20 protein-coding genes are annotated in these 22,941 nt (G+C 71.1%); 14 read left to right on the top strand and 6 right to left on the bottom strand.

What is annotated here, in order from left to right; all coding sequences use genetic code 11:
- Window positions 1–29: 29 nt before the first annotated feature.
- Window positions 30–698 (bottom strand): response regulator, encoded by a 669-nt coding sequence (locus ACFWHU_RS28110; protein ID WP_385799144.1) that lies wholly within the window; start codon window positions 696–698, stop codon window positions 30–32.
- Window positions 695–1,915 carry a sensor histidine kinase gene (locus ACFWHU_RS28105; protein WP_387228182.1) on the bottom strand — a complete coding sequence of 407 codons (1,221 nt, stop codon included), beginning with the start codon at window positions 1,913–1,915 and terminating at the stop codon, window positions 695–697. The genes ACFWHU_RS28110 and ACFWHU_RS28105 overlap by 4 nt, the downstream gene beginning before the upstream one ends.
- A gap of 373 nt (window positions 1,916–2,288) precedes the next feature.
- Here ACFWHU_RS28105 and ACFWHU_RS28100 point away from each other — a divergent pair, with 373 nt between their 5' ends.
- Both ACFWHU_RS28100 and ACFWHU_RS28095 read left to right on the top strand, forming a co-directional pair.
- Complete coding sequence (locus ACFWHU_RS28100) at window positions 2,289–2,492, top strand: cold-shock protein (RefSeq protein WP_023543603.1); 204 nt, start codon at window positions 2,289–2,291, stop codon at window positions 2,490–2,492.
- A gap of 377 nt (window positions 2,493–2,869) precedes the next feature.
- The gene (locus ACFWHU_RS28095) at window positions 2,870–4,399 is read left to right on the top strand and encodes a DEAD/DEAH box helicase (RefSeq protein ID WP_387228179.1); all 1,530 of its coding nucleotides are present in this window, start codon (window positions 2,870–2,872) and stop codon (window positions 4,397–4,399) included.
- Between the two features lie 91 nt (window positions 4,400–4,490).
- Here the strand turns inward: ACFWHU_RS28095 and ACFWHU_RS28090 are convergent, their stop codons facing one another.
- Complete coding sequence (locus ACFWHU_RS28090) at window positions 4,491–4,793, bottom strand: SCO5918 family protein (protein WP_385799150.1); 303 nt, start codon at window positions 4,791–4,793, stop codon at window positions 4,491–4,493.
- A gap of 296 nt (window positions 4,794–5,089) precedes the next feature.
- Between ACFWHU_RS28090 and ACFWHU_RS28085 the strand changes: the two genes are divergently transcribed.
- Complete coding sequence (locus tag ACFWHU_RS28085) at window positions 5,090–5,407, top strand: hypothetical protein (RefSeq protein WP_359804935.1); 318 nt, start codon at window positions 5,090–5,092, stop codon at window positions 5,405–5,407.
- Between the two features lie 42 nt (window positions 5,408–5,449).
- On the opposite strand, the gene ACFWHU_RS28080 is transcribed toward ACFWHU_RS28085, so the two are convergent.
- From ACFWHU_RS28080 to ACFWHU_RS28070, 3 genes are all read right to left on the bottom strand, one after another.
- Complete coding sequence (locus tag ACFWHU_RS28080) at window positions 5,450–6,094, bottom strand: endonuclease (RefSeq protein WP_387228176.1); 645 nt, start codon at window positions 6,092–6,094, stop codon at window positions 5,450–5,452.
- Window positions 6,091–6,510 (bottom strand): hypothetical protein, encoded by a 420-nt coding sequence (locus ACFWHU_RS28075; RefSeq protein WP_387228174.1) that lies wholly within the window; start codon window positions 6,508–6,510, stop codon window positions 6,091–6,093. Before ACFWHU_RS28075 ends, ACFWHU_RS28080 begins: the two co-directional genes overlap by 4 nt.
- Window positions 6,511–6,798: 288 nt before the next feature.
- Window positions 6,799–9,486: a SpoIIE family protein phosphatase gene (locus tag ACFWHU_RS28070; RefSeq protein WP_387228172.1), complete on the bottom strand. Its 2,688-nt coding sequence runs from the start codon at window positions 9,484–9,486 to the stop codon at window positions 6,799–6,801.
- A 234-nt stretch (window positions 9,487–9,720) separates the two neighbouring features.
- Here ACFWHU_RS28070 and ACFWHU_RS28065 point away from each other — a divergent pair, with 234 nt between their 5' ends.
- From ACFWHU_RS28065 to ACFWHU_RS28015, 11 genes are all read left to right on the top strand, one after another.
- Window positions 9,721–11,907: a DUF6351 family protein gene (locus ACFWHU_RS28065; RefSeq protein WP_387228169.1), complete on the top strand. Its 2,187-nt coding sequence runs from the start codon at window positions 9,721–9,723 to the stop codon at window positions 11,905–11,907.
- The gene (locus ACFWHU_RS28060) at window positions 11,904–12,791 is read left to right on the top strand and encodes an SMP-30/gluconolactonase/LRE family protein (protein ID WP_385799158.1); all 888 of its coding nucleotides are present in this window, start codon (window positions 11,904–11,906) and stop codon (window positions 12,789–12,791) included. Before ACFWHU_RS28065 ends, ACFWHU_RS28060 begins: the two co-directional genes overlap by 4 nt.
- Window positions 12,792–12,889: 98 nt before the next feature.
- Window positions 12,890–14,677: an ABC transporter ATP-binding protein gene (locus ACFWHU_RS28055; protein WP_387228166.1), complete on the top strand. Its 1,788-nt coding sequence runs from the start codon at window positions 12,890–12,892 to the stop codon at window positions 14,675–14,677.
- Window positions 14,678–15,009: 332 nt separating this feature from the next.
- The gene (locus tag ACFWHU_RS28050; RefSeq protein ID WP_385799162.1) at window positions 15,010–16,146 is read left to right on the top strand and encodes a substrate-binding domain-containing protein; all 1,137 of its coding nucleotides are present in this window, start codon (window positions 15,010–15,012) and stop codon (window positions 16,144–16,146) included.
- The gene (locus ACFWHU_RS28045) at window positions 16,147–17,115 is read left to right on the top strand and encodes an ROK family protein (protein WP_387228163.1); all 969 of its coding nucleotides are present in this window, start codon (window positions 16,147–16,149) and stop codon (window positions 17,113–17,115) included.
- A complete protein-coding gene (locus ACFWHU_RS28040) occupies window positions 17,112–17,930 on the top strand; it encodes an ATP-binding cassette domain-containing protein (protein WP_385799166.1) in 819 nt (272 codons plus the stop codon). Before ACFWHU_RS28045 ends, ACFWHU_RS28040 begins: the two co-directional genes overlap by 4 nt.
- Window positions 17,927–19,162 carry a sugar ABC transporter permease gene (locus ACFWHU_RS28035; RefSeq protein WP_387228160.1) on the top strand — a complete coding sequence of 412 codons (1,236 nt, stop codon included), beginning with the start codon at window positions 17,927–17,929 and terminating at the stop codon, window positions 19,160–19,162. Before ACFWHU_RS28040 ends, ACFWHU_RS28035 begins: the two co-directional genes overlap by 4 nt.
- Window positions 19,159–20,184, top strand: a complete 1,026-nt coding sequence (locus ACFWHU_RS28030; RefSeq protein WP_387228158.1) for an SIS domain-containing protein — start codon at window positions 19,159–19,161, stop codon at window positions 20,182–20,184. Before ACFWHU_RS28035 ends, ACFWHU_RS28030 begins: the two co-directional genes overlap by 4 nt.
- A 100-nt stretch (window positions 20,185–20,284) precedes the next feature.
- Window positions 20,285–21,127: a GntR family transcriptional regulator gene (locus ACFWHU_RS28025; protein WP_385799172.1), complete on the top strand. Its 843-nt coding sequence runs from the start codon at window positions 20,285–20,287 to the stop codon at window positions 21,125–21,127.
- Window positions 21,124–22,221, top strand: coding sequence for an N-acetylglucosamine-6-phosphate deacetylase (nagA, locus tag ACFWHU_RS28020; RefSeq protein ID WP_387228155.1), 1,098 nt, complete (start codon window positions 21,124–21,126; stop codon window positions 22,219–22,221). The genes ACFWHU_RS28025 and nagA overlap by 4 nt, the downstream gene beginning before the upstream one ends.
- Window positions 22,218–22,898 carry an N-acetylmannosamine-6-phosphate 2-epimerase gene (locus tag ACFWHU_RS28015; protein ID WP_387228153.1) on the top strand — a complete coding sequence of 227 codons (681 nt, stop codon included), beginning with the start codon at window positions 22,218–22,220 and terminating at the stop codon, window positions 22,896–22,898. The genes nagA and ACFWHU_RS28015 overlap by 4 nt, the downstream gene beginning before the upstream one ends.
- The last annotated feature ends 43 nt before the right edge of the window (window positions 22,899–22,941 follow it).

The raw sequence follows: 22,941 nt of genomic DNA, 5'->3' as shown, positions 1-22,941 counted from the left end.
GGAGTAGCGCGGCGCCACGGGCGGGGGTGTCAGCGCTCCCCAGCCCGCACCAGACCGGTCTCGTACGCGAGGACGACGAGCTGCGCCCTGTCACGTGCCCCGAGTTTGATCATGGCCCGGCTGACATGGGTCTTCGCGGTCAGCGGGCTCATGATCAGCTCGGTGCCGATCTCCGCGTTGCTGAGCCCGGCGGCGACCAGCGCCATCACCTCGCGCTCCCGGCCGGTGAGCTGGTCCAGCCGCTCCGCGCCCAGCGCCTCGGGCACCCGGAGTCGGACGAACTCCTCGACGACCGAGCGGGTGACGGCCGGCGCCAGCAGGCTCTGTCCGGCGGCGACGGTACGGATCGCCGCCCGCAGTTCGTCCGGCTCTATGTCCTTGAGGAGAAACCCCGCGGCGCCCCACCGCAGCGCCTCGAAGATGTACGAGTCGACCTGGTACGTCGTGAGCATCACGACCCGGACCTGGTCGAGGGCGCGGTCGGCGGCGATACGGCGGGTGGCCTCGATGCCGTCGATGCCCGGCATCCGGATGTCCATGAGGACGACGTCCGGCCGGGTGGTGCGCACCGCCTCCACCGCTCTGATGCCGTCGGCGGCCTCGGCGACCACCACGAGGTCGTCGGTCAGGTCGAGCAGGGCGCGGAAGCCCGCGCGTACGACGGTCTGGTCGTCGGCCAGCACCACGCGCACGGTCATGGCCGCTCCTCCCGCCGGTCGGGGCGCGGTCCGAGGGGCAGCCAGGCGCGTACGAGGAAGCCGCCGCCCGGCACCGGGCCGTACTCCACGTCGCCGCCGGCCGCCGCCGCGCGCTCGCGCATGCCGAGCAGTCCGAACCCGGCGCCCGGCCCGGCCCGTTCACCGTCCGCGCCCTCGGCGCGCCGTCCCCCGGCGGCCTCCCCGTCGTCCACGATCTCCACCGTGAGCCGGTCGTCGTGGCGGACGACGGAGACGGCGGCGCGCCGGGCGCCCGAGTGCCGCACGACATTGGTCAGGGCTTCCTGCACGATGCGGTGGACGGCGAGTTCGGCCATCGGAGGCAGCCCGTCCAGCTCTCCCTCCTGCCGCATCACCAACTCGACGCCGCCGCCCTCGAACCGTTCGGCGAGTTCGCCGAGCCGGCCGATCCCGGGCAGCGGGGCCGTCGGTTCGTCGTCGCTCTCACGCAGCACCGTGACCGTGGCCCGCAGTTCACGGACCGCTTCCCTGCCGGATTCACGCACCTGCCGCATCGCCTTCCTCGACACCTCCGGCCGTATGTCGAGCGCGTCCAGCGCCACGCCCGCCTGCACGGTCATCGCCGTCACCGTGTGGGCGACGATGTCGTGCAGTTCACGGGCGATACGTACGCGCTCCTCACGCACCCGTCGCGCCGCCTCCCGCTCGCGGTCCTCCTCCGCGCGGGCGGCCCTGGCCTCGTACGCGCGCAGCAACTCACGCCTCGTACGGACCACTTCACCCAGCAGCAGCGGGACGAGGGGCCAGATCATCTCCAGGAGGGGCAGACCCTGCGGATTGACCACGTCACGGCCCACCCGCAGCGCGACGGCGCCCGAGACGGCGGCGGCCACCATCCCGGTCCGTACCGTGCGCCGCCGGTCGCCGAGGACCGCCACGGTGTAGAGCGCCACGATCACCGGCAGATTCAGCAGCTCACCGATGTGCCCGTACAGCGCCCAGCCGGCGCAGGCGGCGCCCGTGATCACGGCGACTGCGACCGGCTCCCGGCGTCTGCGCACCAGCGCGAGCAGCGAGATCGCGAGCAGCAGCCAGGTGAACCAGTCGTCCTGCCGGTACTCGGGGTCGTTCACGGCGGCGTCGGACGCGGTGAACAGACCGACGCCCGCCGCCACCAGCAGGTCGGCGGCGAGCGGTGGCAGTTCTCCGGCGCGGGCGCGCAGGCGCTCGAAGGTCATCACCCGGTTCACACCCTGAACGCTAGGCGGCCCGGCCGGGGCGCGTATACGCCGCCGGGAGTAGCCACCGGGTGAAGAACCGGAGAATATTCCCGATCGCGGGTCCGGAAATTTCCTCCGGCGGCCCGGCCCATTTCCGGTGCGCCACCCGGGGCAGCCAAGACGTCCCGTACTCGATCGCATGCACCGTGCTACTGTGGACACCAGTTGCAGTTGTGGTTCCCGAAGACTTCAAGTGCTCTCGCCGACTTTGTGTGTCAGTGAGTGCGCTTTTGTATTTCCGGTGCTTTTCCGGACGGGGTAATCATCTAAAGGCGACGTGGGGTTCGCACAGTGCGGATCCCCGGGCAGCATTGCCCTGAAGGAGATCAAAATGGCTAGTGGCACCGTAAAGTGGTTCAACTCGGAAAAGGGTTTCGGCTTCATCGAGCAGGACGGTGGCGGCGCTGACGTCTTCGCCCACTACTCGAACATCGCCGCCCAGGGCTTCCGTGAGCTCCAGGAAGGCCAGAAGGTGAACTTCGACGTCACGCAGGGCCAGAAGGGCCCGCAGGCGGAGAACATCGTTCCCGCCTGACGCTGATGCGCGAGACGTAGCTGGGGCCCGCACCTTACGATGCGGGCTCCGGCTACGTTGCTTTTTCTCCCGGGGCCCGCCCGGTGCGCGTGACACCTTCGAGTGTGGCGCGGGACCAGGTTTCTCCTCGCCGTCCTGACGGCCGGCCGACAATTTTCACCGATGTCGGCCCCGCACCGGACTGCCGGGCCCCCGTACTCCGGCGACCTGTTCGCCTACGCTCGGTCGATTCCGAGCATTTTCCACGCGCCGGTTCCGGCGTTTCACGCCCCGGCGCGGCTCTGTTTTTGTTTTCCCCCGGCTCGTTCTTGCGATTCTTTGCGCGGTCATTCTGCCCAAGAGTTCCTCGATACGTGCCGCATCGAGAGAGGTTCAGCATGAACCGCACACCTCGCACGAACGACCGTTACTCGCGTACCCGCTCCGGAGGCTCCGGCGGTGGCGGCAGCCGCTTCCGTCCGCAGTCGTCGGGCTCGGGCCGCTCGGGTTCCTCCGGCCGGTCGGGGGGCGGCTACGGCCGTCGTCCCGCCGCCGTACAGGGCGAGTTCGCCCTGCCGGTCACCATCACTCCCGCCCTGCCCGCCGTGGCGACCTTCGCCGAGCTGGACATGCCGTCGCCGGTGATGACGGCGCTCACCGGCCTCGGTGTGACCGAGCCGTTCCCGATCCAGGCGGCGACGCTGCCGAACTCGATCGCGGGACGCGACGTCCTCGGCCGCGGTCGCACCGGCTCGGGCAAGACCCTCGCCTTCGGCCTGGCGCTCCTGGTGCGCACCGCCGGACAGCGCGCCCAGCCCAAGCAGCCGCTGGCGCTCGTTCTCGTACCCACCCGTGAGCTGGCCCAGCAGGTCACCGACGCGCTCACCCCCTACGCCCGTGCGCTGAAGCTGCGGCTCGCCACCGTCGTCGGCGGCATGTCGATCGGCCGACAGGCCGGCGCGCTGCGTGGCGGCGCCGAGGTCGTCGTCGCGACGCCCGGACGGCTGAAGGACCTCATCGAGCGCGGCGACTGCCGGCTGGACCGGGTCGCCATCACCGTCCTCGACGAGGCCGACCAGATGGCCGACATGGGCTTCATGCCGCAGGTCACCGAGCTGCTCGACCAGGTGCGGCCCGAGGGCCAGCGGATGCTGTTCTCGGCGACGCTGGACCGCAATGTCGACCTGCTGGTCCGCCGCTATCTGAACGACCCGGTGGTCCACTCCGTCGACGCCGCCGTCGGCACGGTCACCACCATGGAGCACCACGTCCTGCATGTGCAGAACGCCGACAAGTACGCGACCACCACGGAGATCGCGGCGCGTGACGGCCGGGTGCTGATGTTCCTCGACACCAAGCACGCCGTCGACCGGCTGACCGAGCACCTGCTGAACAGTGGCGTACGCGCCGCCGCGCTGCACGGTGGCAAGTCCCAGCCGCAGCGCACCCGGACCCTCTCCCGTTTCAAGACGGGTCATGTGACGGTCCTCGTGGCGACGAACGTCGCGGCGCGCGGCATTCACATCGACAATCTCGACCTCGTCGTGAACGTCGACCCGCCGAGCGATCACAAGGACTATCTGCACCGCGGCGGGCGTACCGCGCGTGCCGGGGAGTCGGGCAGCGTCGTCACGCTCGTCCTGCCCAACCAGCGTCGTGAGATGACACGGCTGATGGCCGACGCGGGGATCGTGCCGCAGGTCGCGCAGGTCCGTTCCGGCGAGGCGGAGCTGAGCCGGATCACCGGGGCCCAGGCGCCCTCGGGGGTGCCCGTGGTCATCTCCACGCCGGTCTCGGAGCGCGCCAAGAGCGGTTCGGGCAGCCGTGGCCGCCGTCCGTCCCAGGGCCGCAGGCCGTCGGGTAGCGGCGCTTCCCAGGGCCGCTCGGGCAGCGCGCGTCAGTCGTCGTCGCGCAGCTGGTCCGCGTAGGCGCGCGGATCCCACAGGTCCGCACCTACGGCAGGGGCCCCGTCACCGGTCGGTGACGGGGCCCCTGCCGTACGTCGTGTGTCCGCGCGTCTCAGCTCTGCGCGGGGGTGCCGAGCAGCGTCGACGCCGTCTCCAGTGGGCTGGGCTCCGCCGCCGGGGCGGGGACGGGGCGGCAGGTGAAGCCGAGACGGGTGAGGGCGCGGGTCACCTCGGAGGCGGAGAAGTCACGGCGGTCCTGGCGCGTGATCACCTCGCCGACCTGCTTCACCGGGTACGTACGGCGGCTGATCACGACCGACTCGCCGGTGATCGGTTCGGGCTTGATGCCCTTCATCGCCGCCTGCACCTCGCTCTTGACCAGGTCGAAGGGGAAGCGGGCGATGACGCAGCGCATAGTGCCTCGGCAAGGAGAAGGGGGATGCGGAGCCATCAGCATCCCACATGAAACCCGGACCGGGAACCGGCACGGCCCCCGCCCACGTGGGCCGATGTACACGGATTCATAAGGGCGGCCCGGATTCCGATTCCCGGAAATGGACCCGGAATCGCCGGTCGGCGGTGAATCCGCCGGGGAAATCCGGGCGGTGATCCTGATCCGGGAGGTGATCGCGGCGGAAAACCGGGCAGTCAGAGAATGAGGCGCGAAGCCTGACCCCGCACCCGCGGGGGCCGTCAACGCCAGGAGTTCGCATGACCGCGTACGTCATCACCGTCCCGGGCACTTTCCTGCGCACGCTCGACGCGGATTCCCGCGCGGCACTGCTGCGCGCGCTGCGGCCCGCGGACCCGCAGCACACGGCTCTGGGTGAGGCCGAGGACCTGGACATGCTGACGGTGAACGAGGGTGGCACCTTCAGCATCCGGCTGGAGATCGAGGCCGAGAACAAGCGGGGCGCCGAGACGGAGGCGAAACGAGTGGCGGGCGCCGCGCTCGACGAGGCCGGGTTCTCGCAGGACGAGGCGCCGCTGGGGTCGGCGTTCGTCACGGGCATCGACAGCGCGTACTGACACCGGCGACCGCCGGGTCCCGACCGGTCTTCCGGGGGCGGCTCAGCCGGCGGACGGGCTCAGCTCCTCGACGATGCCGTCGTCCAGTGAGGCGCGTACCAGCGCGGCGGCCAGGGCGGCGGGGCCCGCGTCCCCGGCGAGACGGGTGAGAGCCGCGGTGTCGGTCCCGAGGCCCAGTTGTTCGGCGCCGCGCAGCGCCTTGGTGTCGAAGTACGGCGCCACTTCGGGCCAGACGGCCTGCGCCTCGCGCAGGAAGATGTCCGCCCCGACGGGGCCGATCCCCGGCAGGTCCTGGAGCAGCCGGCGCAGCACCGCGATGTCACCGTCGGCCTCGGCGCGCATACGGCGCGGGTCGCCGTGCCACCGCCGGATCAACAGCTCGGCGCCGTCGCCGAGTCGGGTGGCGGTGCTCTCGTCGTAACGGCGGTAGCCGCCCCGGCCGAGGGCGTCGACACGCTGCTGCCAGGTCGCCTCGGTCATCCGGCGGGGGTTGCGCAGGCCCGCCTCGTCGAGGGCGCGCGCCGTGTTGACGGCCGTGCCGGCGCGGATGGGGGCGCTCAACAGGAGTGCGAGGAGCAGCAGTTGGTAGAGGGGCTGCGGTGTGTCACGCAGCCTGATGCCCGCTTCCCGGGCGTAGGTGCTGCCGTGGGAGCGGAGCAGGGCCTGTGCGACGTCGCGCCGGTTCATCGGAATCGCAGGGGGGTCGTGCGCGCGCCGCGCGGTGGGCCGGTGTTGGTGCGGCCGGCGGCTCGTGGGGTGCCGTAGGCGCGACGGCGGGCGGAGCGGCGCAGGGCTTCGGCGCGCGCTTTGGCGATGTCGGCGCGGGCGTGGGCGATGCGGATCTCCTCGGCGTGGGGGTCTTCCGCCCGGACGTCGTCGTTCGCGCCGGAGTCCGCGTCCGGCGAGTCGGAGTTCCGTGAGTCCGCCTCCGGCGAGTCCTCCCCCCGGGAATCCTTCGACGTGCCGTCCGTCTCTCCCTCGGCCGGCCGTGGCGCCTGGAGATGCGGCAACAGGATCTCCTCCATGCGTCCGAGCGCCACCATGACAAACAACATCAACACCGGAAACACCAGGGATATCAGTACGGTCGGCAGCAGCCCCATAACCCAGTCCCTTTCTCTTCCCGGCCGAAGCGGCGCCGGATTGAGCGGTGCCGGCCACGTACTCGCCGACCTGAGATGCGCATGGAACACGCGGGCATGCCGTTCACGGAGCCGTACTTCGCTCACGTATGCCGGACGGGTACCACGTCTGTTGGAGTTCACTCTGACGTGCCTGATTCGCACTCCCACGAAGCCTATGGGCTCCGAACGGACCTCGCTCGTCGGCTCCCGAACGGCCGAATCCGAGTTGACAGACCGCGTGGCCGTCCTGGCGCGGGCGGGGCTCCGTCACATGGCGGAATCGGCGCTGCCGAGGAGCTGTTCGGTCCAGATGACCTTGCCCTGGGAGCTGTAGCGGGTTCCCCAGCGCTCCGCGAACTGGGCGACGAGGAAGAGTCCGCGGCCCCCCTCGTCGGTGCCGGCGGCCTGCCGCAGATGCGGCGAGGTGCTGCTGTGGTCGGAGACCTCGCAGATCAGACTCCGGTCACGGATGATCCGTACCCGGATGGGCCCGGAGGCGTAGCGGATCGCGTTGGTGACCAGTTCGCTGAGGATCAGCTCGGTGGTGAACGCCTCTTCGTCCAGGCCCCACTCCGTCAGCTTGCGTGAGACGTCGGCCCGCAGCCTGCCCACCGCGGCGGGGTCGGCGGGAATCTCCCAGTCGCCGACATGGGCGCCGTCCAGCACGCGCGTGCGCGCGACCAGCAGGGCGGTGTCGTCGCGCGGGTGCTCGGGCAGCAGCGCCTGGAGGACCGCGTCGCACGCCTGGTCCGGGGTCCGGTCGGCCTGGGCGGCGAGCGTCAGGCGCAGCAGGTTCAGGCCCTCGTCGATGTCCCGGTGCCGGTCCTCGACGAGTCCGTCGGTGTACAGCGCCAGCATGCTGTTCTCCGGCAGATGGACCTCGAGGGTCTCGAAGGGCAGTCCGCCGAGCCCCAGCGGCGGGCCGCCGGGCACATCGGCGAACAGCGCCGTGCCGTCGTCGTGGATGACGACGGGCTGGAGGTGACCCGCCCGCGCCATGCTGCACTTCCCGGAGACCGGGTCGTAGATCGCGTACAGACAGGTGGCTCCGGTGACTCCGGCGTCCGCTCCGTCGACGGCCTCGTCCTGGTCGATGCGGGCCACCAGTTCGTCCAGGTGGAAGAGCAGTTCGTCGGGCGGCAGGTCCAGGGTCGAGAAGTTGTGGACCGCGGTGCGCAGCCGGCCCATGGTGGCGGCGGCGTGCAGACCGTGGCCGACGACGTCGCCCACGACGAGCGCCACCCGGGCGCCGGGCAGCGGGATGATGTCGAACCAGTCGCCGCCGACGCCGCCGAGCCCGCCGAGCCCGGCCTGGGCGGGCAGATACCGGTAGGCGACGTCGATGGCGTTCTGGTCGGGGAGGCCGCGCGGGAGCAGACTGCGCTGGAGTGTGACCGCCATGGTGTGCTCACGTGTGTAGCGGCGGGCGTTGTCGACGCTGATCGCGGCCCTGGCGACCATTTCCTCGGCGACGGACAGGTCCTCGCCCTCGAACGCCTCGGGCTGCGCGGACCGCCAGAAGGTGACGACGCCGAGGGTGACGCCACGCGCCCGCATCGGAACGGTGATCATCGAGTGGAAGCCCTCTTCCACGACCAGCTTCCTGGCGCGGGCGGGGTGCTGCTTGTGCCAGCCGGAGAACGCGGCGAGATCGGGGACCAGAATCGGCTCACCGTTCAGGACGGCGTCACTCACGGGAGTCGACGGGGGAAGGTGGATCAGCTCGCCGATCGGGTAGAGCGAGGTGTCCTCGTCCCGGCCGCTGGAGGCGGTGCGGCGCATGGCCATCACCACGGTGGTCGGCTCCTCCCCCCGCAGGACGGCCTCGACCACGTCGACGGTCACGAAGTCGGCGAAGTTGGCGGCGGCGAACTCCGTCAGCTCCTCGCAGGTGCGGACCACGTCCAGGGTCGTACCGACCTCCGTACCGGCCTCGTACAACAGGCTCAGGCGCCCCCGGGCCACGTCGGCCTTTCCGGTGAGCGCCTGGAGCTCGGTGGTGTCGCGCAGGGTGGTCACGCTGCCGGGCGGGCCGCCGTCCTGGTCGGTGGGCCGCTGGCTGATGGCGAGCAGCCGCTCGCCGACGGGGTGGACCTCGTCGGTCGCCGTCCGGCCGGAGGCCAGCAGCGCCGCGGTGTCCTGGTCGAGGCCCAGGTCGTCGAGCGAGCGGCCCTCGACGTCCGCCGGCAGGTCGAGGAGTCTGCGTGCCTCGTCGTTGGCGAGCAGCAGGCGGCCGTCGCCGCCCGCGATGAGCACCCCTTCGCGTACGGCGTGCAGAACCGCGTCGTGGTGCTCGTACATCCGGGTCATCTCGGCGGGTCCGAGCCCGCGTGTCTGGCGGCGCAGGCGTCTGCTGACCAGGGCCGTACCGCCCATGGTCAGGAGCAGCACACCGGCCGCGGAGCCGAACAGGAGCGGGAACTGGTCCTCCACGACCGCGCTCACGCGCTTGATGGTGATCCCCGCGGAGACCATCCCGATCACTTTGCCGCTCGCGTCGAAGACGGGGACGACGGCCTGGACGAGGGGCCCGATGGTGCCGACGATCTTCTCGGTGATGACACGCCCTTCGAGGGCGGGCTTCAGATTGCCGACGAATTTCTTGCCGACGCGGTCGGGAATCGGGTGGGTGTAGCGGATTCCGTCGGTGTTGAGCACGACGATGAAGTCGACGCCGGAGCGCTCCCTGGCCAGCTCGGCGGGTCTGCGCAGGACCTCGGCGGGGTTGGGGTTCTTCAGCGCCGCCTGGATGCCCGGGGAGTTCGCGAAGGTCTCGGCCACGGCGACGGAGCGGTTGCGCGCCTCGCGCTCGCTGTCGGTACGGCCCTGGAGCACGAGCGCGGCGGAAGCGGCGGCGACGAGCAGAACGACGATCGCCACCTGAAGGAGAAAGACCTGACCTGCGACTGTTCTCATCTTCAGAACCGAGCGCCGGCGGCCGTCGCGTCCGGGCATGCCCCCTTTCTACACCCGTCGCAAACGGTGGGCGAGCCGCGAAGTGCGGGGAGGCGGTCTTGACCCCGCACTCCGCCGGATGAACCATTCTGCGGGTCCGGGAGTGATGTGGAGTGACGTGAGTGTCCAGAGGAACGCCCACACGCATATGCGCGGGCGTGCAGGACGTGCAGGACGTGTACGTCGTGTCCACGGGCCGGTGGCTGCCGGTCCACAGAACATGGGGGTTCATCGGTGTCCCGTCGGTCCGTCCTCGCCACCGCGCTCGCCGCCGGCGCGCTGCTGCTGACCTGTCTGCCCAGTGCCGCCGCGGAGCGGCCCGGCGGCGACGAACGGCTGACCATCGACACGCTGTCGACCCGGCCCGACGTGGTCACCGGCGGTGATGTCCTCGTGCGTGTCGAGGTCCCGCGCCGCTTCGACCCCGACGACGTACGGATCACCCGCGACGGCACGGACGTCACGGACGCGTTCACGGCGGCCGGATCCGCGCCCGGGACCCTGACCGGCCTGGTGACGTCCCTGCGCGAGGGCCGCAACCGGATCGTCGCGACCGTCCCCGGCCGGCCCGGCGCCGGCGCGACGCTCCAGGTGCGCGACCACCCATCGGCCGGTCCGGTCATCAGCGGTCCGCACGAGCGGCCTTTCGTGTGCGGTACGAGTTCGTTCAAGCTGGTCGACGGCTCCACCCTCGGGCCGCCGCTGGACGAGGACTGCTCGATCGCGACCCGCGTCGACCACGCGTACCGCTCCACCGACGGGACCGTGAAACCCCTGGCCGATCCGGCGAACCGCCCGGCGGACCTCGCGACGACCACCACGAGCACCGGCGCGCGGGTGCCCTTCCTCATCCGTATCGAGACGGGCACGCTCAACCGGGGCGTCTACCAGATCTCCATGCTGGCCGACCCCGCCGCACCGGATCCGACCCGCGCGCGGCCGTCCGAGGGGTGGAACGGCCGGCTGATGTACACCTTCGGCGGCGGGTGCCGGGGCGGCTGGTACACCCAGGGCTCGGACACCGGCGGCGTACTCGACACCGAGATGCTCGGCCGCGGGTACGCCGTGGCCTCCTCGTCGCTCAACGTCTTCGGCAACAACTGCAACGACCTGCTGGCGTCCGAGACCACGATGATGGTCAAGGAGCACTTCGTGGAGCGGTACGGAGTCCCCCGCTTCACCATCGGCTGGGGATGTTCCGGCGGCTCGTACCAGAGCCATCAGACCGCCGACAACTACCCCGGTCTGCTCGACGGCATCATCGTCGGATGCAGCTTCCCCGACGTGACGTCGGCGACCAACACCACGCTGCTGGACTCCCGGCTGCTCGACCACTACTTCACCGTGAGCGCGCCGGACGAGTTCAGCGCCGAGCAGCAGACCGCGGTCGCCGGGTTCCGCGAGCGGGCGAGCATCCCGAATCTGAGCGACGGCGCGAAGCGCCTCGACCCGGACGCGGAGTTTCCCGCCGCGCTGCCCGCGGACCAGCGCTACGACGCGAGCGGCAATCCCGACGGGGCACGGGGCACGGTCTTCGACCACACCGTGAACGTGTACGGCACCGACCGGCGCACCGGCGCCGCGCTGCGCCCGCTGGACAACGTCGGTGTGCAGTACGGACTCGACGCGCTGAACGAGGGAGCGATCGACAAGCGGCAGTTCATCGACCTCAACTCCCGTGTCGGGGGCATCGACCGCGACGCCGAGTTCACCACGGGGCGTACGGCCGCGGACCGGACGGCGACCGAGGCTGCGTACGGCACGGGCCGCATCCTGTGGGGCGGCGCCGGTCTCGCCACCACCCCCGTCATCGACCACCGCTCCTACACCGACGACCTTCCCGGCGGCGACATACACATGGCGGTGCACGGGTACTCCACCCGCGCCCGGCTGATCGCGGCGAACGGTCACGCGGACAACCAGGTGATGCTCGCGGAGGACAACCGGCACGGCTTCAGCCTCAAGAGCCCCGCGCTGCGGTACGCCCTCACGGAGATGGACACCTGGCTGACCTCGCTGACGTCCGCCGGGGCGCGGGCGGACCGGACTGCGCGGGACGTCGTCGCGCACAAGCCGGCCGAGCTGACCGACGCGTGCTGGACCAGGGACGCGGAGCCCCGGAAGATCGAGCAGCGCCTGGCCTACGACAACCCCGGCGAGTGCGGCGCGCTCTATCCGGCCTTCCCGACACCGAGGCTGGTCGCCGGAGCACCGCTCGCGGACGATGTGATCGCGTGCCGGCGCAAGGCGGTGGACCCGGCCGACTACGAGGTGACCTTCACCGGCGCCGAACTCCGGCAGTTGCGGGCGGCGTTCCCCGGCGGGGTCTGCGACTGGAGCCGGAGCGGTCTGGGACAGCGTGGGCTCACGGCCCCCTGGCAGTCGGTGCAAGCGGCGGGCGAGAAGGGCGGGGAGCGATGACCGGGCCCCGGATCGAGGTCGCCGTACTGGCACAGGCGGAGTTGGGCGAGGGTCCCACCTGGGATCCGGCGACCGGCCGGCTGCTGTGGGTGGACATCCTCTCGGCGCGGATCCACACCTTCGACCCGGCCGACGGCCGCCGTACGGTCATGGCCACCGAGCAGCACGTCGGTGCCGCGCTCCCCCGGGCCGGCGGCGGGCTGGTGGTCAACCTCCGTGACGGCATCGGACTGTACGGCCCCGGCGGCGACTTCTCCTGGCTGGTGCGCGATCCGGTGCCGGGCCGGCGGGGCAACGACGCGGCCGTCGCGCCCGACGGCGCGCTCTGGGCGGGCAGCATGCGCTACGACGAGACGCCGGGCGGCGGGACGCTGATCCGGGTCGCGCCGGGCGCACTCGGCGCGCCGGGCGCGTCCGCGGGGACCGTCACCGACACACGGCCCGTCACCGTCGGCAACGGCACGGGCTGGAGCCCCGACGGCCGGACGATGTACTACATCGACACCCCCACCGGCCGTATCGACCGGTTCCGCGCCGACACGCACTCCCCCGGTGAACCCCTCGTCGACGAGGGCCCGTTGGCGACGATCGAGGCGGGCGCCGGACACCCGGACGGGCTGACCGTCGACGCGGAGGGCTGTGTCTGGGTCGCCCTGTGGGACGGCGCCGCGATCCGCCGCTACACACCGGACGGCGAGCTGGACCGCACCGTCGAACTGCCCGTTCTGCGCCCCACCTCCTGCGCCTTCGGCGGACCGGAGTTTCGCGACCTCTACATCACCACCGCCCGCGTCGGCGTCCGTGACCCGCACCCCCTCACCGGCTCGCTCCTCGTCCTGCCGGACGCGGGTCAGGGTGTCCCCGACACCCCGTTCGCGGGCTGAGGCGGGAGATCCGAGGCCCCCGCCACCGCCACCGCCACCCGGGAGCCGCGGGAGAGAAGGGGGTTGCACGCCCGTGAGGCGCGGGATTTGCTTGGCTCATGCAGCGACCGGTCTCCACCACCCCGTCGGCGGCGGCGCTCGACCACCGCTACCGGGGTGAGCATCCCGTACGGACCCTCGGCTATCTCTTCCGTCCCGACCGCCCCCGACTCGCGCTCGCCGTCCTCGCGTTCATCGGCAAGCACAGCCCGATCTGGCTGCTTCCGCTCATCACCGCCAACATCATCGACACCGTCGTGCAGCACGGCCCGGTCTCCGGAATCTGGATCAACGCGGGCGTCCTGCTCGTGGTCCTGCTGCTCAACTTCCCTCTGCATCTGCTCTATGTGCGCTGTCTGGCCGGGAGCGTACGGCGGGTGGGCATGGCCCTGCGCGACGCGCTGTGCCGCCGTATGCAGCAGCTCTCGATCGGCTACCACTCGCGGGTGAGCGCCGGTGTGCTCCAGGCCAAGGTGGTCAGGGACGTGGAGACGGTGGAGCAAATGGTGCAGCAGTCCTCGGACATGGGGCTGGCCGCCGTCATCACGCTCGTCGGCGGACTCGTCGTCATCGGTGTACGGGTGCCGTCCTTCCTCCCCGTCTTCCTGCTCGTCGTCCCCGCCGCCGGTTTCCTGATCGTGCGGCTGCGCGGGCGGCTCCAGAGCCACAACGCGGCGTTCCGCCACGAGGTCGAGCGCATGTCGTCGCGGGTCAGTGAGATGACGTCGCTGATCCCGATCACCCGCGCGCACGGTCTGGAGGGTGCGGCGATGGTCCGTATCGACGGCTCGCTGCGCGAGGTGCTCGCGGCCGGGGTACGGCTCGATCTGCTCAACGGGCGCTTCGGCGCGCTCGCCTGGATCCTGCTCAACTCCCTCGGTGTCGTATGTCTCGCGGGCTCGGCGCTCGTCGCGTACCACGGGCTGCTGCCCATCACGGCGGGCGACGTCGTCATGCTGAGCGCCTTCTTCACCACCCTGACCAGCTCCGTGGTCACCCTGCTCGGCCTCGCGCCCGTCATCAGCAAGGGACTTGAGTCCGTACGGTCGGCGGGCGAGGTCCTCCAGGCCCCGGACCTCGAGAGCAACGCGGGCAAGGAGCAGGTGGAGACGGTCGCCGGACGCATCGACTTCCAGGACGTCGGCTTCCGGTACGACGCCTCGCCCGGCACCGCCGTGGAGGGCTTCACCCTCTCCGCGCGCCCCGGCCAGACCATCGCCCTGGTCGGCGCGTCCGGCGCGGGCAAGTCGACCGTGCTCAACCTCCTCATCGGCTTCATCCGCCCCACCTCGGGACGCATCCTGCTGGACGGCAGGGACATGGCCGCCCTCGATCTGCGCAGCTACCGCCGCTTCCTGTCCGTCGTACCGCAGGAGTCGATCCTCTTCGAGGGCACGATCCGCGAGAACGTCACGTACGGGCTCGACGGCGCGGACGAGACCACCGTGCGCCGGGCGCTGCGCGACGCGAACGCCCTCGAATTCGTGGACCGTCTGCCGGACGGTCTCGACACCGTCGTCGGGGAGCGCGGCGCGCGCCTCTCCGGTGGGCAGAAGCAGCGGCTCGCGATAGCCCGCGCACTCATACGCGACCCCAGGGTGCTCGTCCTGGACGAGGCCACCTCCGCCCTCGACACCCGTTCGGAGTCGCTGGTGCAGGAGGCGCTGGCGCGGCTGGTCGACGGCCGTACGGTCTTCGTGGTCGCCCACCGGCTGTCGACGATCCGGGGCGCCGATCGCATCGTCGTCATGGAGGACGGCCGGATCGCCGAAGTGGGGACGCACGACGCGCTGATGACGCGTGGCGGGGTGTACGCCGGGCTCCAACCCGCGCACCGCGCCTCCTAGTTCCTGTCCGCGCCTCCTGTCCGCGGTTCCTGTCCGCGCCTCCTGTCCGCGGTTCCTGTCCGCCCGAGGTAGCGGGCCATCAGGTATACCACCGGTTCAGACCAGAAGTGGGCCGGAGTGATTCGCCGCAGCGTCGCAGCGGGAGTGAAAGCCGCTCCCGCTGCGACGCTTGCGCTTGGGCGGGTGAAGATTCCCTGGCCGGAGGCGGGTAATACCAGTGGTCTACTTCAGTTATCGAGCCGTGATACCAGAGGGTTGACCAGTGGTTGCCGCCAGTTCTAGCGTGCTCCACATCACCCCGCCACAAATGGCCCGAGGGAGACAAACCACTCATGAACGTCAATTCTCATTCACGTCGCAGACCCATGGCCGTCGTGGGCGTGGCCGCGGTCGGAGCACTCCTGCTGGCCTCCTGCGGACAGGGCGGATCCGAGGGATCGGGGGACACCTCCGGCAGCACCGCGGCCGGCAGCGCCGAGAAGAAGATCGTCGCCCTCCTGCTCCCGGAGAACGCGACCGCCCGGTACGAGGCACGGGACAAGCCGACCTTCGAGAAGCAGCTCACGGAGAGCTGCCCCGAGTGTCAGCTCCGCTACTACAACGCGGCCGGGGACGCCGGCAAGCAACTCAGCCAGGTCGAGTCGGCGTTGACCGCGGGTGCGAGCGTTCTGGTGATCGACCCCGTCGACTCCAACGCAGCCGGGGCCGCGGTCGCCAGCGCCCGTCAGCAGGGCGCGAAGGTCATGAGCTACGACCGCGTCATCTACAACGCGGGCGTGGACTACGCGGTGAAGTTCGACAACGTCCAGCAGGGCGCCGTCGGCATGCAGTCCCTTCTCGACAAGCTGAAGAAGGACGGCAAGACCTCCGGCAACGTCGTCATGATGAACGGCGACCCGGTCGACTCCGGCGCGAAGCCCGAGAAGGAAGGCGCGCACAGCGTCATCGACAAGTCCGGCTTCACCGTCGCCGCCGAGTACGACACCAAGGGCTGGTCGGCCGCCAACGCGCAGAACCAGATGCAGCAGGCCATCACCAAGCTGGGCGCGTCCAACATCGACGGCGTCTACGCGGGCAACGACGGCATGGCCACCGGTGTCGTCGCCGCGCTCAAGAGCGCGGGTGTCAAACCGATGCCGCCCGTCACGGGTCTGGACACACAACTCGACGCCATCCAGAACATGGTCGCCGGCGACCTGTACGAGAGCACGTATCTGCCGGTCGAGACCGAGGCCCAGATCGGCGCCAAGGCCGCCGCCGCGCTCGCCAAGGGCGAGAAGCCCTCCGCCGATCTGCTCAACGGCACGGTCGACGACGGCGCCCAGAAGGTGCCCGCCTATCTGCTCGAATCCATCGCCGTGACGATGGAGAACATGAAGGAGGTCCTGATCGACAGCGGTTATCTGACCGTCGATCAGATCTGCACGGCCGACTACGAGAAGGCGTGCGTCAAGGCGGGACTCCGCTAAGTGACCTCCCTCCCCACCGGTGATGCCGCCCAGTGCGTAGCAGTCGACCTGGGCGGTACCACGGTCCGTGCGGCGCTCGTCGACCGGAGCGGCGTCCTGACCGCCCGGCTCAAGGAGCCCGTCCGGCACGGCGCGGCGCACGAGCAGGTCGCGGACCTCATGACCCGGATCGCGGCCGGTACGGACGCCGTCTCGGCGGTCGTCGGCCTGCCCGGACGGGTGGACCACGTCCGGGGCCGTCTGCACGTGGCACGGAACCTGCCGTCCACCGACCTCGACCGGCTGTCGGCCGCGCACCTCTCCGAGGTCACCGGGCTGGCCGTCGAGCTGGCCGGTGACGCCGAACTGGCGGCGATCGGCGAGGCGTACTTCGGCGCCGGAGCCACCACCGCGACAACGGCCTATCTCACCCTCTCCACCGGGGTCGGCGCGGCGGCGGTGACCGACGGCCGTGTGCTGTCGGGGCGTCTGTCGGGGTTCCAGATCGGGTTCCTGCACCTGCTCGGCGCCGGACGCCCCATGATCGAGGACCTCGGTTCGGGACAGCGCGTACGCCGGGTCGCGCGTGAACTCGGCAGGGACGTCGACTACCGCACCCTGACCGAACTCGCCTCAGGAACCGGGACCACCGCCCAGGAGCGGCATGCCCGCGAGCTGGCGTCCGGCGCGCTCGCCGACATCGCCGACGCGGCGGCCGCGGCCGCGGTGCTCCTGTGCCATGTCGTCTCACCCGACGTGCTGGTGGTCGGCGGCGGGCTCGCCCGCGCGGCCGGCGCCCACCTGCTCGACGAGCTCGACCGCCGTATCCGCGACACCGCGGCCTCGTACGTCTCCTGGGACGTCGAGGTGCGGGCTGCCCTGTGCGGTGACGACGCCGGTCTCGCCGGCGCGGCCGCGTGGCACCTCGCCAAGCCGATCGTGGTCGCCGCCGCGGCGGACCAACGCGATTCGAAAGGAGACGGCCGATGACAGTGACCGTCGAAAGGGCGGGAGTCAGTCCGCCGCCCGTGCTCGAACTGGAGCACATCAGCAAGAGCTTCGGCGCCGTGAAGGCGCTCGGCGACGTCAGCATGAGCGTCGCCGCGGGAGAGGTCGTGGCACTCGTCGGCGACAACGGGGCGGGCAAGTCCACCCTGATCAAGACGATCTCCGGAGCCCACCCCCGCGACAGCGGCACCATGTCGGTGAACGGCGAGCAGGTGTCACCGCGCAAGCCCATCGACTCGACACGCCTCGGCATCGCGACGGTCTACCAGGACCTCGCGCTGTGCGACAACCTCGACATCGTCGCCAACCTGTTCCTCGGGCGCGAGAAGCACCACGGGGGCTTTCTGAGCGCGCTCGACATGGAGCAGGTCGCCGTCGGGCTGCTCAAGCGGCTCTCCGTCAGGATCAAGGACCTGCGTGCTCCCGTCTCGTCGCTTTCGGGCGGGCAGCGCCAGTCGGTCGCCATCGCGCGGTCCCTGCTCGGTGACCCGAGGCTGGTCATCCTGGACGAGCCCACCGCGGCCCTCGGCGTCGAGCAGACCGCCGAGGTGCTCGAACTCATCGAGCGGCTGCGCGCCGAGGGGCACGCCGTCCTGATGGTGAGCCACAACCTCGCCGACGTCTTCGACGTGGCGGACCGGATCGTCTGTCTGCGGCTCGGACGCAGCGTCAGCGAGTTCCCCGTCGAGGGGACCACCGAGGAGCAGGTCGTCGCCGCCATCACGGGCATCGCCGACAGCAGTGCCCACAAGCGCCGGAAGCTGCGCCGCGACCGGGCCGAGGAAGGAAGAGCGTGACCACGAACACCGCCACCGGCCGCCCCCAGCGCGGCGTCCTGGCACCCGGACCACCGTCGGAGGGGAACTGGGTACGGGAGCGCGTCCACCGCCTGCGCACAGGCGACTTCGGACCGCTGCCCGTCATCCTCGGCCTCGTCGTCATCTCGCTGGTCTTCCAGATCGCGAACGACCGGTTCCTCTCGCCGCAGAACCTCTCCAACCTGAGCCTTCAGATCGCCTCGACCGGCGTCATCGCGCTCGGCATCGTGTTCGTCCTGATCATCGGGGAGATCGACCTCTCCGCCGGATCGGTCAGCGGGATCACCTCCGCCACCATGGTCGTACTGAGCATCAACATGGGCTGGCCGCCGGTCCTCGCGATCGTCCTGGCCGTCGTGTTCGGCGCCGCGATCGGTCTGTTCCACGGGTTCATCTTCACCAAGCTCGGCGTTCCGTCGTTCGTACTGACCCTGGGCGGCCTGCTCGCCTGGCAGGGCGGCCAGCTCCTCGTACTCGGCAACCACGGCACGATCAACATCCCCTACGACGGCGCGATCGCCTCCCTCGCCAACACCACGCTCCCGGCGTGGATCGGCTACGTGATCGCCCTCGTCTACGCGACGGCGGCGTTCGGCAAGGCGTTCCGCACGTCCGCGCGGCGGCGCGAGCGCGGTCTATCCGTGCGACCGCTCAGCGGGAGCCTGGTACCCGCGTCCGTGATCACCGTGGTGATCCTCGCGGCGACCACCGTCTTCGCGCAGTGGCACGGCATACCCCTGTCGCTGATCATCTTCGTCGGACTCGTGGTGATCGTCGATGTGGTGCTGCGGGGTACGACGTTCGGCCGCAAGCTGTTCGCCGTCGGCGGCAACGCCGAGGCCGCCCGGCGCGCGGGCATCCAGGTCGGCACGGTCAAGGTCATCGCCTTCACGATCGCCTCGTCCCTCGCGGCCTTCGGCGGAGTGCTCGCCGCCTCGCGCCTGTTCGCGGTCAACCAGGCCAGCGGCGGCAGCGACATCCTGCTGAACGCGATCGCCGCCGCGGTCATCGGCGGCACAAGCCTGTTCGGCGGGCGCGGCACCGCCTACTCGGCACTGCTCGGCATGCTCGTCATCGGAGCGGTGTCCAACGGCATGGATCTGCTCAACCAGACCTCCGCCGTCAAGTACGTGATCACCGGCGCTGTACTCGTCGTCGCCGTCGTGATCGATTCCCTGGCACGACGAGGAAGGGCGGCCAGCGGCCGATGAGTGTCAACGCGTTTCTGCGACAGGGTTTCATCCCCTTCGAGGAGGGCGTACTGGACCAGACCGGCCGGCTCACCGAGGTCGCCCCAGTACTGCGCGAGCGGGCGCTCGCCACGGCCGGCGCCGCCGGCCGCCCCGCCCAGGTCACCTTCATCGGCATCGGCGCCAGCCTCGCGGCGCTCGCCGCGCCGGCCGCCCATCTGTCGGCACGCGGCATCCCGAGTGTCCGGCTCAACGCGGCGGAGGCGGGTCCGTTCGACGAGAACGCCACCCTCGTCGCGCTGTCGCAGTCGGGCCGCAGCCGCGAGACGGTCGACGTGTTGCGCGCGGCCTCGGGCCGCAAGCTCGCGGTCGTCAACGTCACCGACTCGCCGATGGCCGCCGCCGCCGACTCCGTACTCACACTCGGCGATCTGCCCGACAGTCTCGCCTCGACGGTCGGCTTCACCGCATCGGCGATGGCCGTGTCGATGCTCGCCGAGACCTGGACCGACGGCGAACCGTCCGCTTCCTGGCTCAGCCTGGGCGAGCGGCTGGCCGTGTTCATCGACTCGGCCTCCGCGCGGATCGAGGAGATCGCGGACCGGCTGTCGGCCGCGTCGATCATCGACCTGGTGGCGCCGGCCGACCAGTACGGCGGGGTCGAGGGCGGCGCGCTGCTGCTGCGCGAGGTGGTGCGGGTGCCCGCGGCGTCGTTCGAGACCCGGCAGTATCTGCACGGGCTGATGGAGTCGACGCACCCCTCGACCCTGCACATCGTCCTCGACGGTCCCGACGACGGGCAGATCGTCCGGGCCCTCGGCTCGCTCGGCCGTCAGATCGTCGAGCTGCGCACCGGCGCTCCTCCCGCCCACGGCGAGCGGACCCTGGTCGTGCCGATCGAGGCGCACGGCCCCCTGGAGATCCCGGTCTTCGTGGCGGCGCTGCTGCAACAGGTGGCGCTGCGCGCGGCGCGGGCGCGGGGCATCGACCCCGACGAGTTCCTCTTCCTCGACACCGGCACCAAGCTCGACGACGGCGAATAGCCGTCACCGGCCCGGCCGCCGGACGCCCGCCCCCGCACCGCACGGTGCGGGCCGCCGAATACGTCCATCCCCTTCGATTCCAACGGACACAATCGGGTCTATGTCTACTTCGCCAGCACTGCACCGCAAGGTTGCGCAGCACCTCAGGGAACGCATCGAATCGGGCGTCATCGCGCCCGGTTCGAGGATGCCCTCCGAGCGGGTTCTCGCCAATCAGTTCGACGTCAGCCGGGTCACCGTCCGCCACGCGCTGAAGGATCTGGAGATGGCCGGTCTGGTCAACGTCGTCGCCGGTGCCCGGTGGGTGCGGGCGGAGACACACGCGCCCATCTCGATGCTGCCCGGCGGGCCGGAGGCGGAGTCGATCGAGGAGGGCGCCACCGGGCTCGTGAGCTTCTCGGACCTCGCCGCGGCGAACGGTCTGACCTCCAGCTCCAAGGTGCTGAAGTGCCTGACCCGCGCGTGCTCGCTCGACGAGGCGGACCTGCTGGGTATCGCGCCGGGCGCTCCCGTCGTCGAACTGGCCCGGCTGCGGTATCTCGACGGCATCCCCACCCTGATCGACTTCTCGCTCATCCCGGAGGGGCCGGCGCCCGGGCTGGGCGAGCACGATTTCACGACCGCTTCCCTGTACTCCACGCTCGCGGAGCGGTACGGCCTGCACGCGGTCCGGGCCGACTGCGTCATCGAAGCGCGCGGCGCGACCGCCGAGATCGCCGAGAGGCTCGGCCTCCCTTCGGGCGATCCCGTACTGGAGATCGTCCAGACCACCTTCGACGAGAACCGCCGTGTCGTGCAGTGGTGCCGCAGCGTCTACCGCGGCGACCGCTATCGCTTCCGCGCCGCCCTGGAGGGCCAGGCCGGCCGCGCCCACCATCCCCAGACCGCGGCGGAACCGACCGGCCGCGGCGTCGTCCCCCATCTAGCGAGGTTGTATCCATGAGAGTTTCCGCACGCGGCGCCGTCATCGCCGGCGCCTGGGTGAAGGGCGACATCGAGGTCGACGACGGACGGCTGGTACGCGCCGGTCTGCCGTCGACCGGTACGGGGTACGTCCTGCCCGGCCTGGTGGACCTTCAGGTGAACGGGTACGGCGGGGTCGACTTCAACGCGGCGACGGCCGAGGAGTTCGAGCGGGCGTTCGCGGCGCTCACGCGGGACGGTGTGTTCCACGTACAGCCCACGGTCATCACCGACTCCGAGGACAACGTGGTCCGCCAGCTCCGCGTACTCGGCGAGCTGAAGCGATCTGCGCCGCGCGGCGCGAAGGTCGTCGGTGTGCACGCCGAGGGACCGTTCCTGTCCCCGAACCACCGCGGCGTGCACCGCCCCGAGTACCTCCGCGACCCCGACTTCGGCATCGTGCGGCGATTCCTCGACGCCGGGCCGCTGCGCACGATCACCGTCGCCCCCGAGCTGCCCGGCGCGCTGGAGCTGATCGCCCGGGCGGCCCGGGAAGGGGTGATCGTGCAGGCCGGGCACTCGGGCGCCGACACGGCGACCGCGTACGCGGGCTTCGACGCGGGCGCCCGCGCGGTCACGCACCTGTTCAACGGGATGATCGCGTTCAGCCACCGCGCCCCCGGTATCGCGGGCGCGACGCTCAACCGGGAGGAGGTCGCCATCCAGCTCATCGCCGACGACATCCATCTGGCGCGCGAGACCTCGCTGTTCGCGCTCAAGGCCGCCGAGCATCGCGTCATGCTCGTCACCGACGCGGCGTCCCCGGCGGGGGCGGGCGACGGTGTCTTCACCGTGGGCGGCTTCACGGTCGCCGTCACCGAAGGTGTTCCGCGGCTGCCCGACGGCACCCTCGCCGGCAGCACGGTGACGCTGTTGCAGCAGGTGCGGAAGCTGGTCGAGCACGACTGGCCCATCGACCGCGCGGTCAACCTGGCCAGCCGCGCGCCCGCCCGCTTCTACGGGCTCACCGGCGCGGGAGAGCTCACCCTCGGCGGACCGGCCGACCTGATCGTGACCGACGAGGACGTCGCCGTCGAGCGCGTCCTGGTGAACGGCGAGGAGTTCGCGGCGTGAACCTCATTCCCCGCGGGCTGATCGTCTCGCTCACCCCGTCACCGCAGTCGCCCTGGCGACATGTCGAGGATGTCGTGCGGCTCGCCGCCGCCGCGCAGGAGGGCGGCGCCGTCGCCGTGAAAGTGGACGGCCCGGACGCCGTACGCGCCGTGAAGCGCGCCGTCCCCGGCCTCCACCTGCTCGCCGTGAACATCGACGGCTCGCACGGCGGAGTCGTGCGCATCACGCCGACAACGGCCCACGCGGCCGCCCTCGTGGAGGCCGGCGCCGATGTCGTCGAACTGGAGGCGGACTCGGCGGCACGCCGCCACGACGGGCAGGACCTGTCCGAACTGATCGCGTCGTTCGTCGCGCTGGGCAGGCCGGTCAAGGCCGGTGTGCCGGGGATCGACGACGCGCGCACCGCCGTGGCGGCGGGTGCCGCGATGGTCAGCTCGTCGACCATGGGCTATCCCGCGAAGGCGAACACCGGCCCGCTGCCCGACCTCGGGCTCGTGGAGATCCTCGTGGCCGGCGCCGGGGTGCCGGTCGTCGCGGAGCGCGGCTACTCGACGCCGGACGGCGTGCGCGCGGCCGTCGCCGCGGGCGCGCACGCCGTCGTTGTCGGTTCCGCCATCGTCGACCCGGTCTGGCTGACCGCCCGTTTCGCCGGCGCGGCGTACGCCACGACTCCGTAGCCCGGCAGGTGAATCCGGCCGGGGCCCTGCCGGGGCTCCCGGC

It is taken from the genome of Streptomyces sp. NPDC060366 (genome assembly GCF_042725135.1).
Lineage (GTDB): Bacteria > Actinomycetota > Actinomycetes > Streptomycetales > Streptomycetaceae > Streptomyces.
Note: the sequence above shows the minus strand (reverse complement) of the source record. Positions and strands in the feature narration are given on the sequence as shown.

Coding starts and splice junctions, on each gene's coding strand:
- ACFWHU_RS28075 (WP_387228174.1), bottom strand. CDS start 6,510: ATGGGGCTGCTGCCGACCGTACTGATATCCCTGGTGTTTCCGGTGTTG.
- ACFWHU_RS28060 (WP_385799158.1), top strand. CDS start 11,904: ATGACCGGGCCCCGGATCGAGGTCGCCGTACTGGCACAGGCGGAGTTG.
- ACFWHU_RS28050 (WP_385799162.1), top strand. CDS start 15,010: ATGAACGTCAATTCTCATTCACGTCGCAGACCCATGGCCGTCGTGGGC.
- ACFWHU_RS28030 (WP_387228158.1), top strand. CDS start 19,159: ATGAGTGTCAACGCGTTTCTGCGACAGGGTTTCATCCCCTTCGAGGAG.
- ACFWHU_RS28070 (WP_387228172.1), bottom strand. CDS start 9,486: ATGCCCGGACGCGACGGCCGCCGGCGCTCGGTTCTGAAGATGAGAACA.
- nagA (WP_387228155.1), top strand. CDS start 21,124: ATGAGAGTTTCCGCACGCGGCGCCGTCATCGCCGGCGCCTGGGTGAAG.
- ACFWHU_RS28025 (WP_385799172.1), top strand. CDS start 20,285: ATGTCTACTTCGCCAGCACTGCACCGCAAGGTTGCGCAGCACCTCAGG.
- ACFWHU_RS28080 (WP_387228176.1), bottom strand. CDS start 6,094: ATGAACCGGCGCGACGTCGCACAGGCCCTGCTCCGCTCCCACGGCAGC.
- ACFWHU_RS28110 (WP_385799144.1), bottom strand. CDS start 698: ATGACCGTGCGCGTGGTGCTGGCCGACGACCAGACCGTCGTACGCGCG.
- ACFWHU_RS28055 (WP_387228166.1), top strand. CDS start 12,890: ATGCAGCGACCGGTCTCCACCACCCCGTCGGCGGCGGCGCTCGACCAC.
- ACFWHU_RS28095 (WP_387228179.1), top strand. CDS start 2,870: ATGAACCGCACACCTCGCACGAACGACCGTTACTCGCGTACCCGCTCC.
- ACFWHU_RS28105 (WP_387228182.1), bottom strand. CDS start 1,915: ATGACCTTCGAGCGCCTGCGCGCCCGCGCCGGAGAACTGCCACCGCTC.
- ACFWHU_RS28085 (WP_359804935.1), top strand. CDS start 5,090: ATGACCGCGTACGTCATCACCGTCCCGGGCACTTTCCTGCGCACGCTC.
- ACFWHU_RS28100 (WP_023543603.1), top strand. CDS start 2,289: ATGGCTAGTGGCACCGTAAAGTGGTTCAACTCGGAAAAGGGTTTCGGC.
- ACFWHU_RS28040 (WP_385799166.1), top strand. CDS start 17,112: ATGACAGTGACCGTCGAAAGGGCGGGAGTCAGTCCGCCGCCCGTGCTC.
- ACFWHU_RS28090 (WP_385799150.1), bottom strand. CDS start 4,793: ATGCGCTGCGTCATCGCCCGCTTCCCCTTCGACCTGGTCAAGAGCGAG.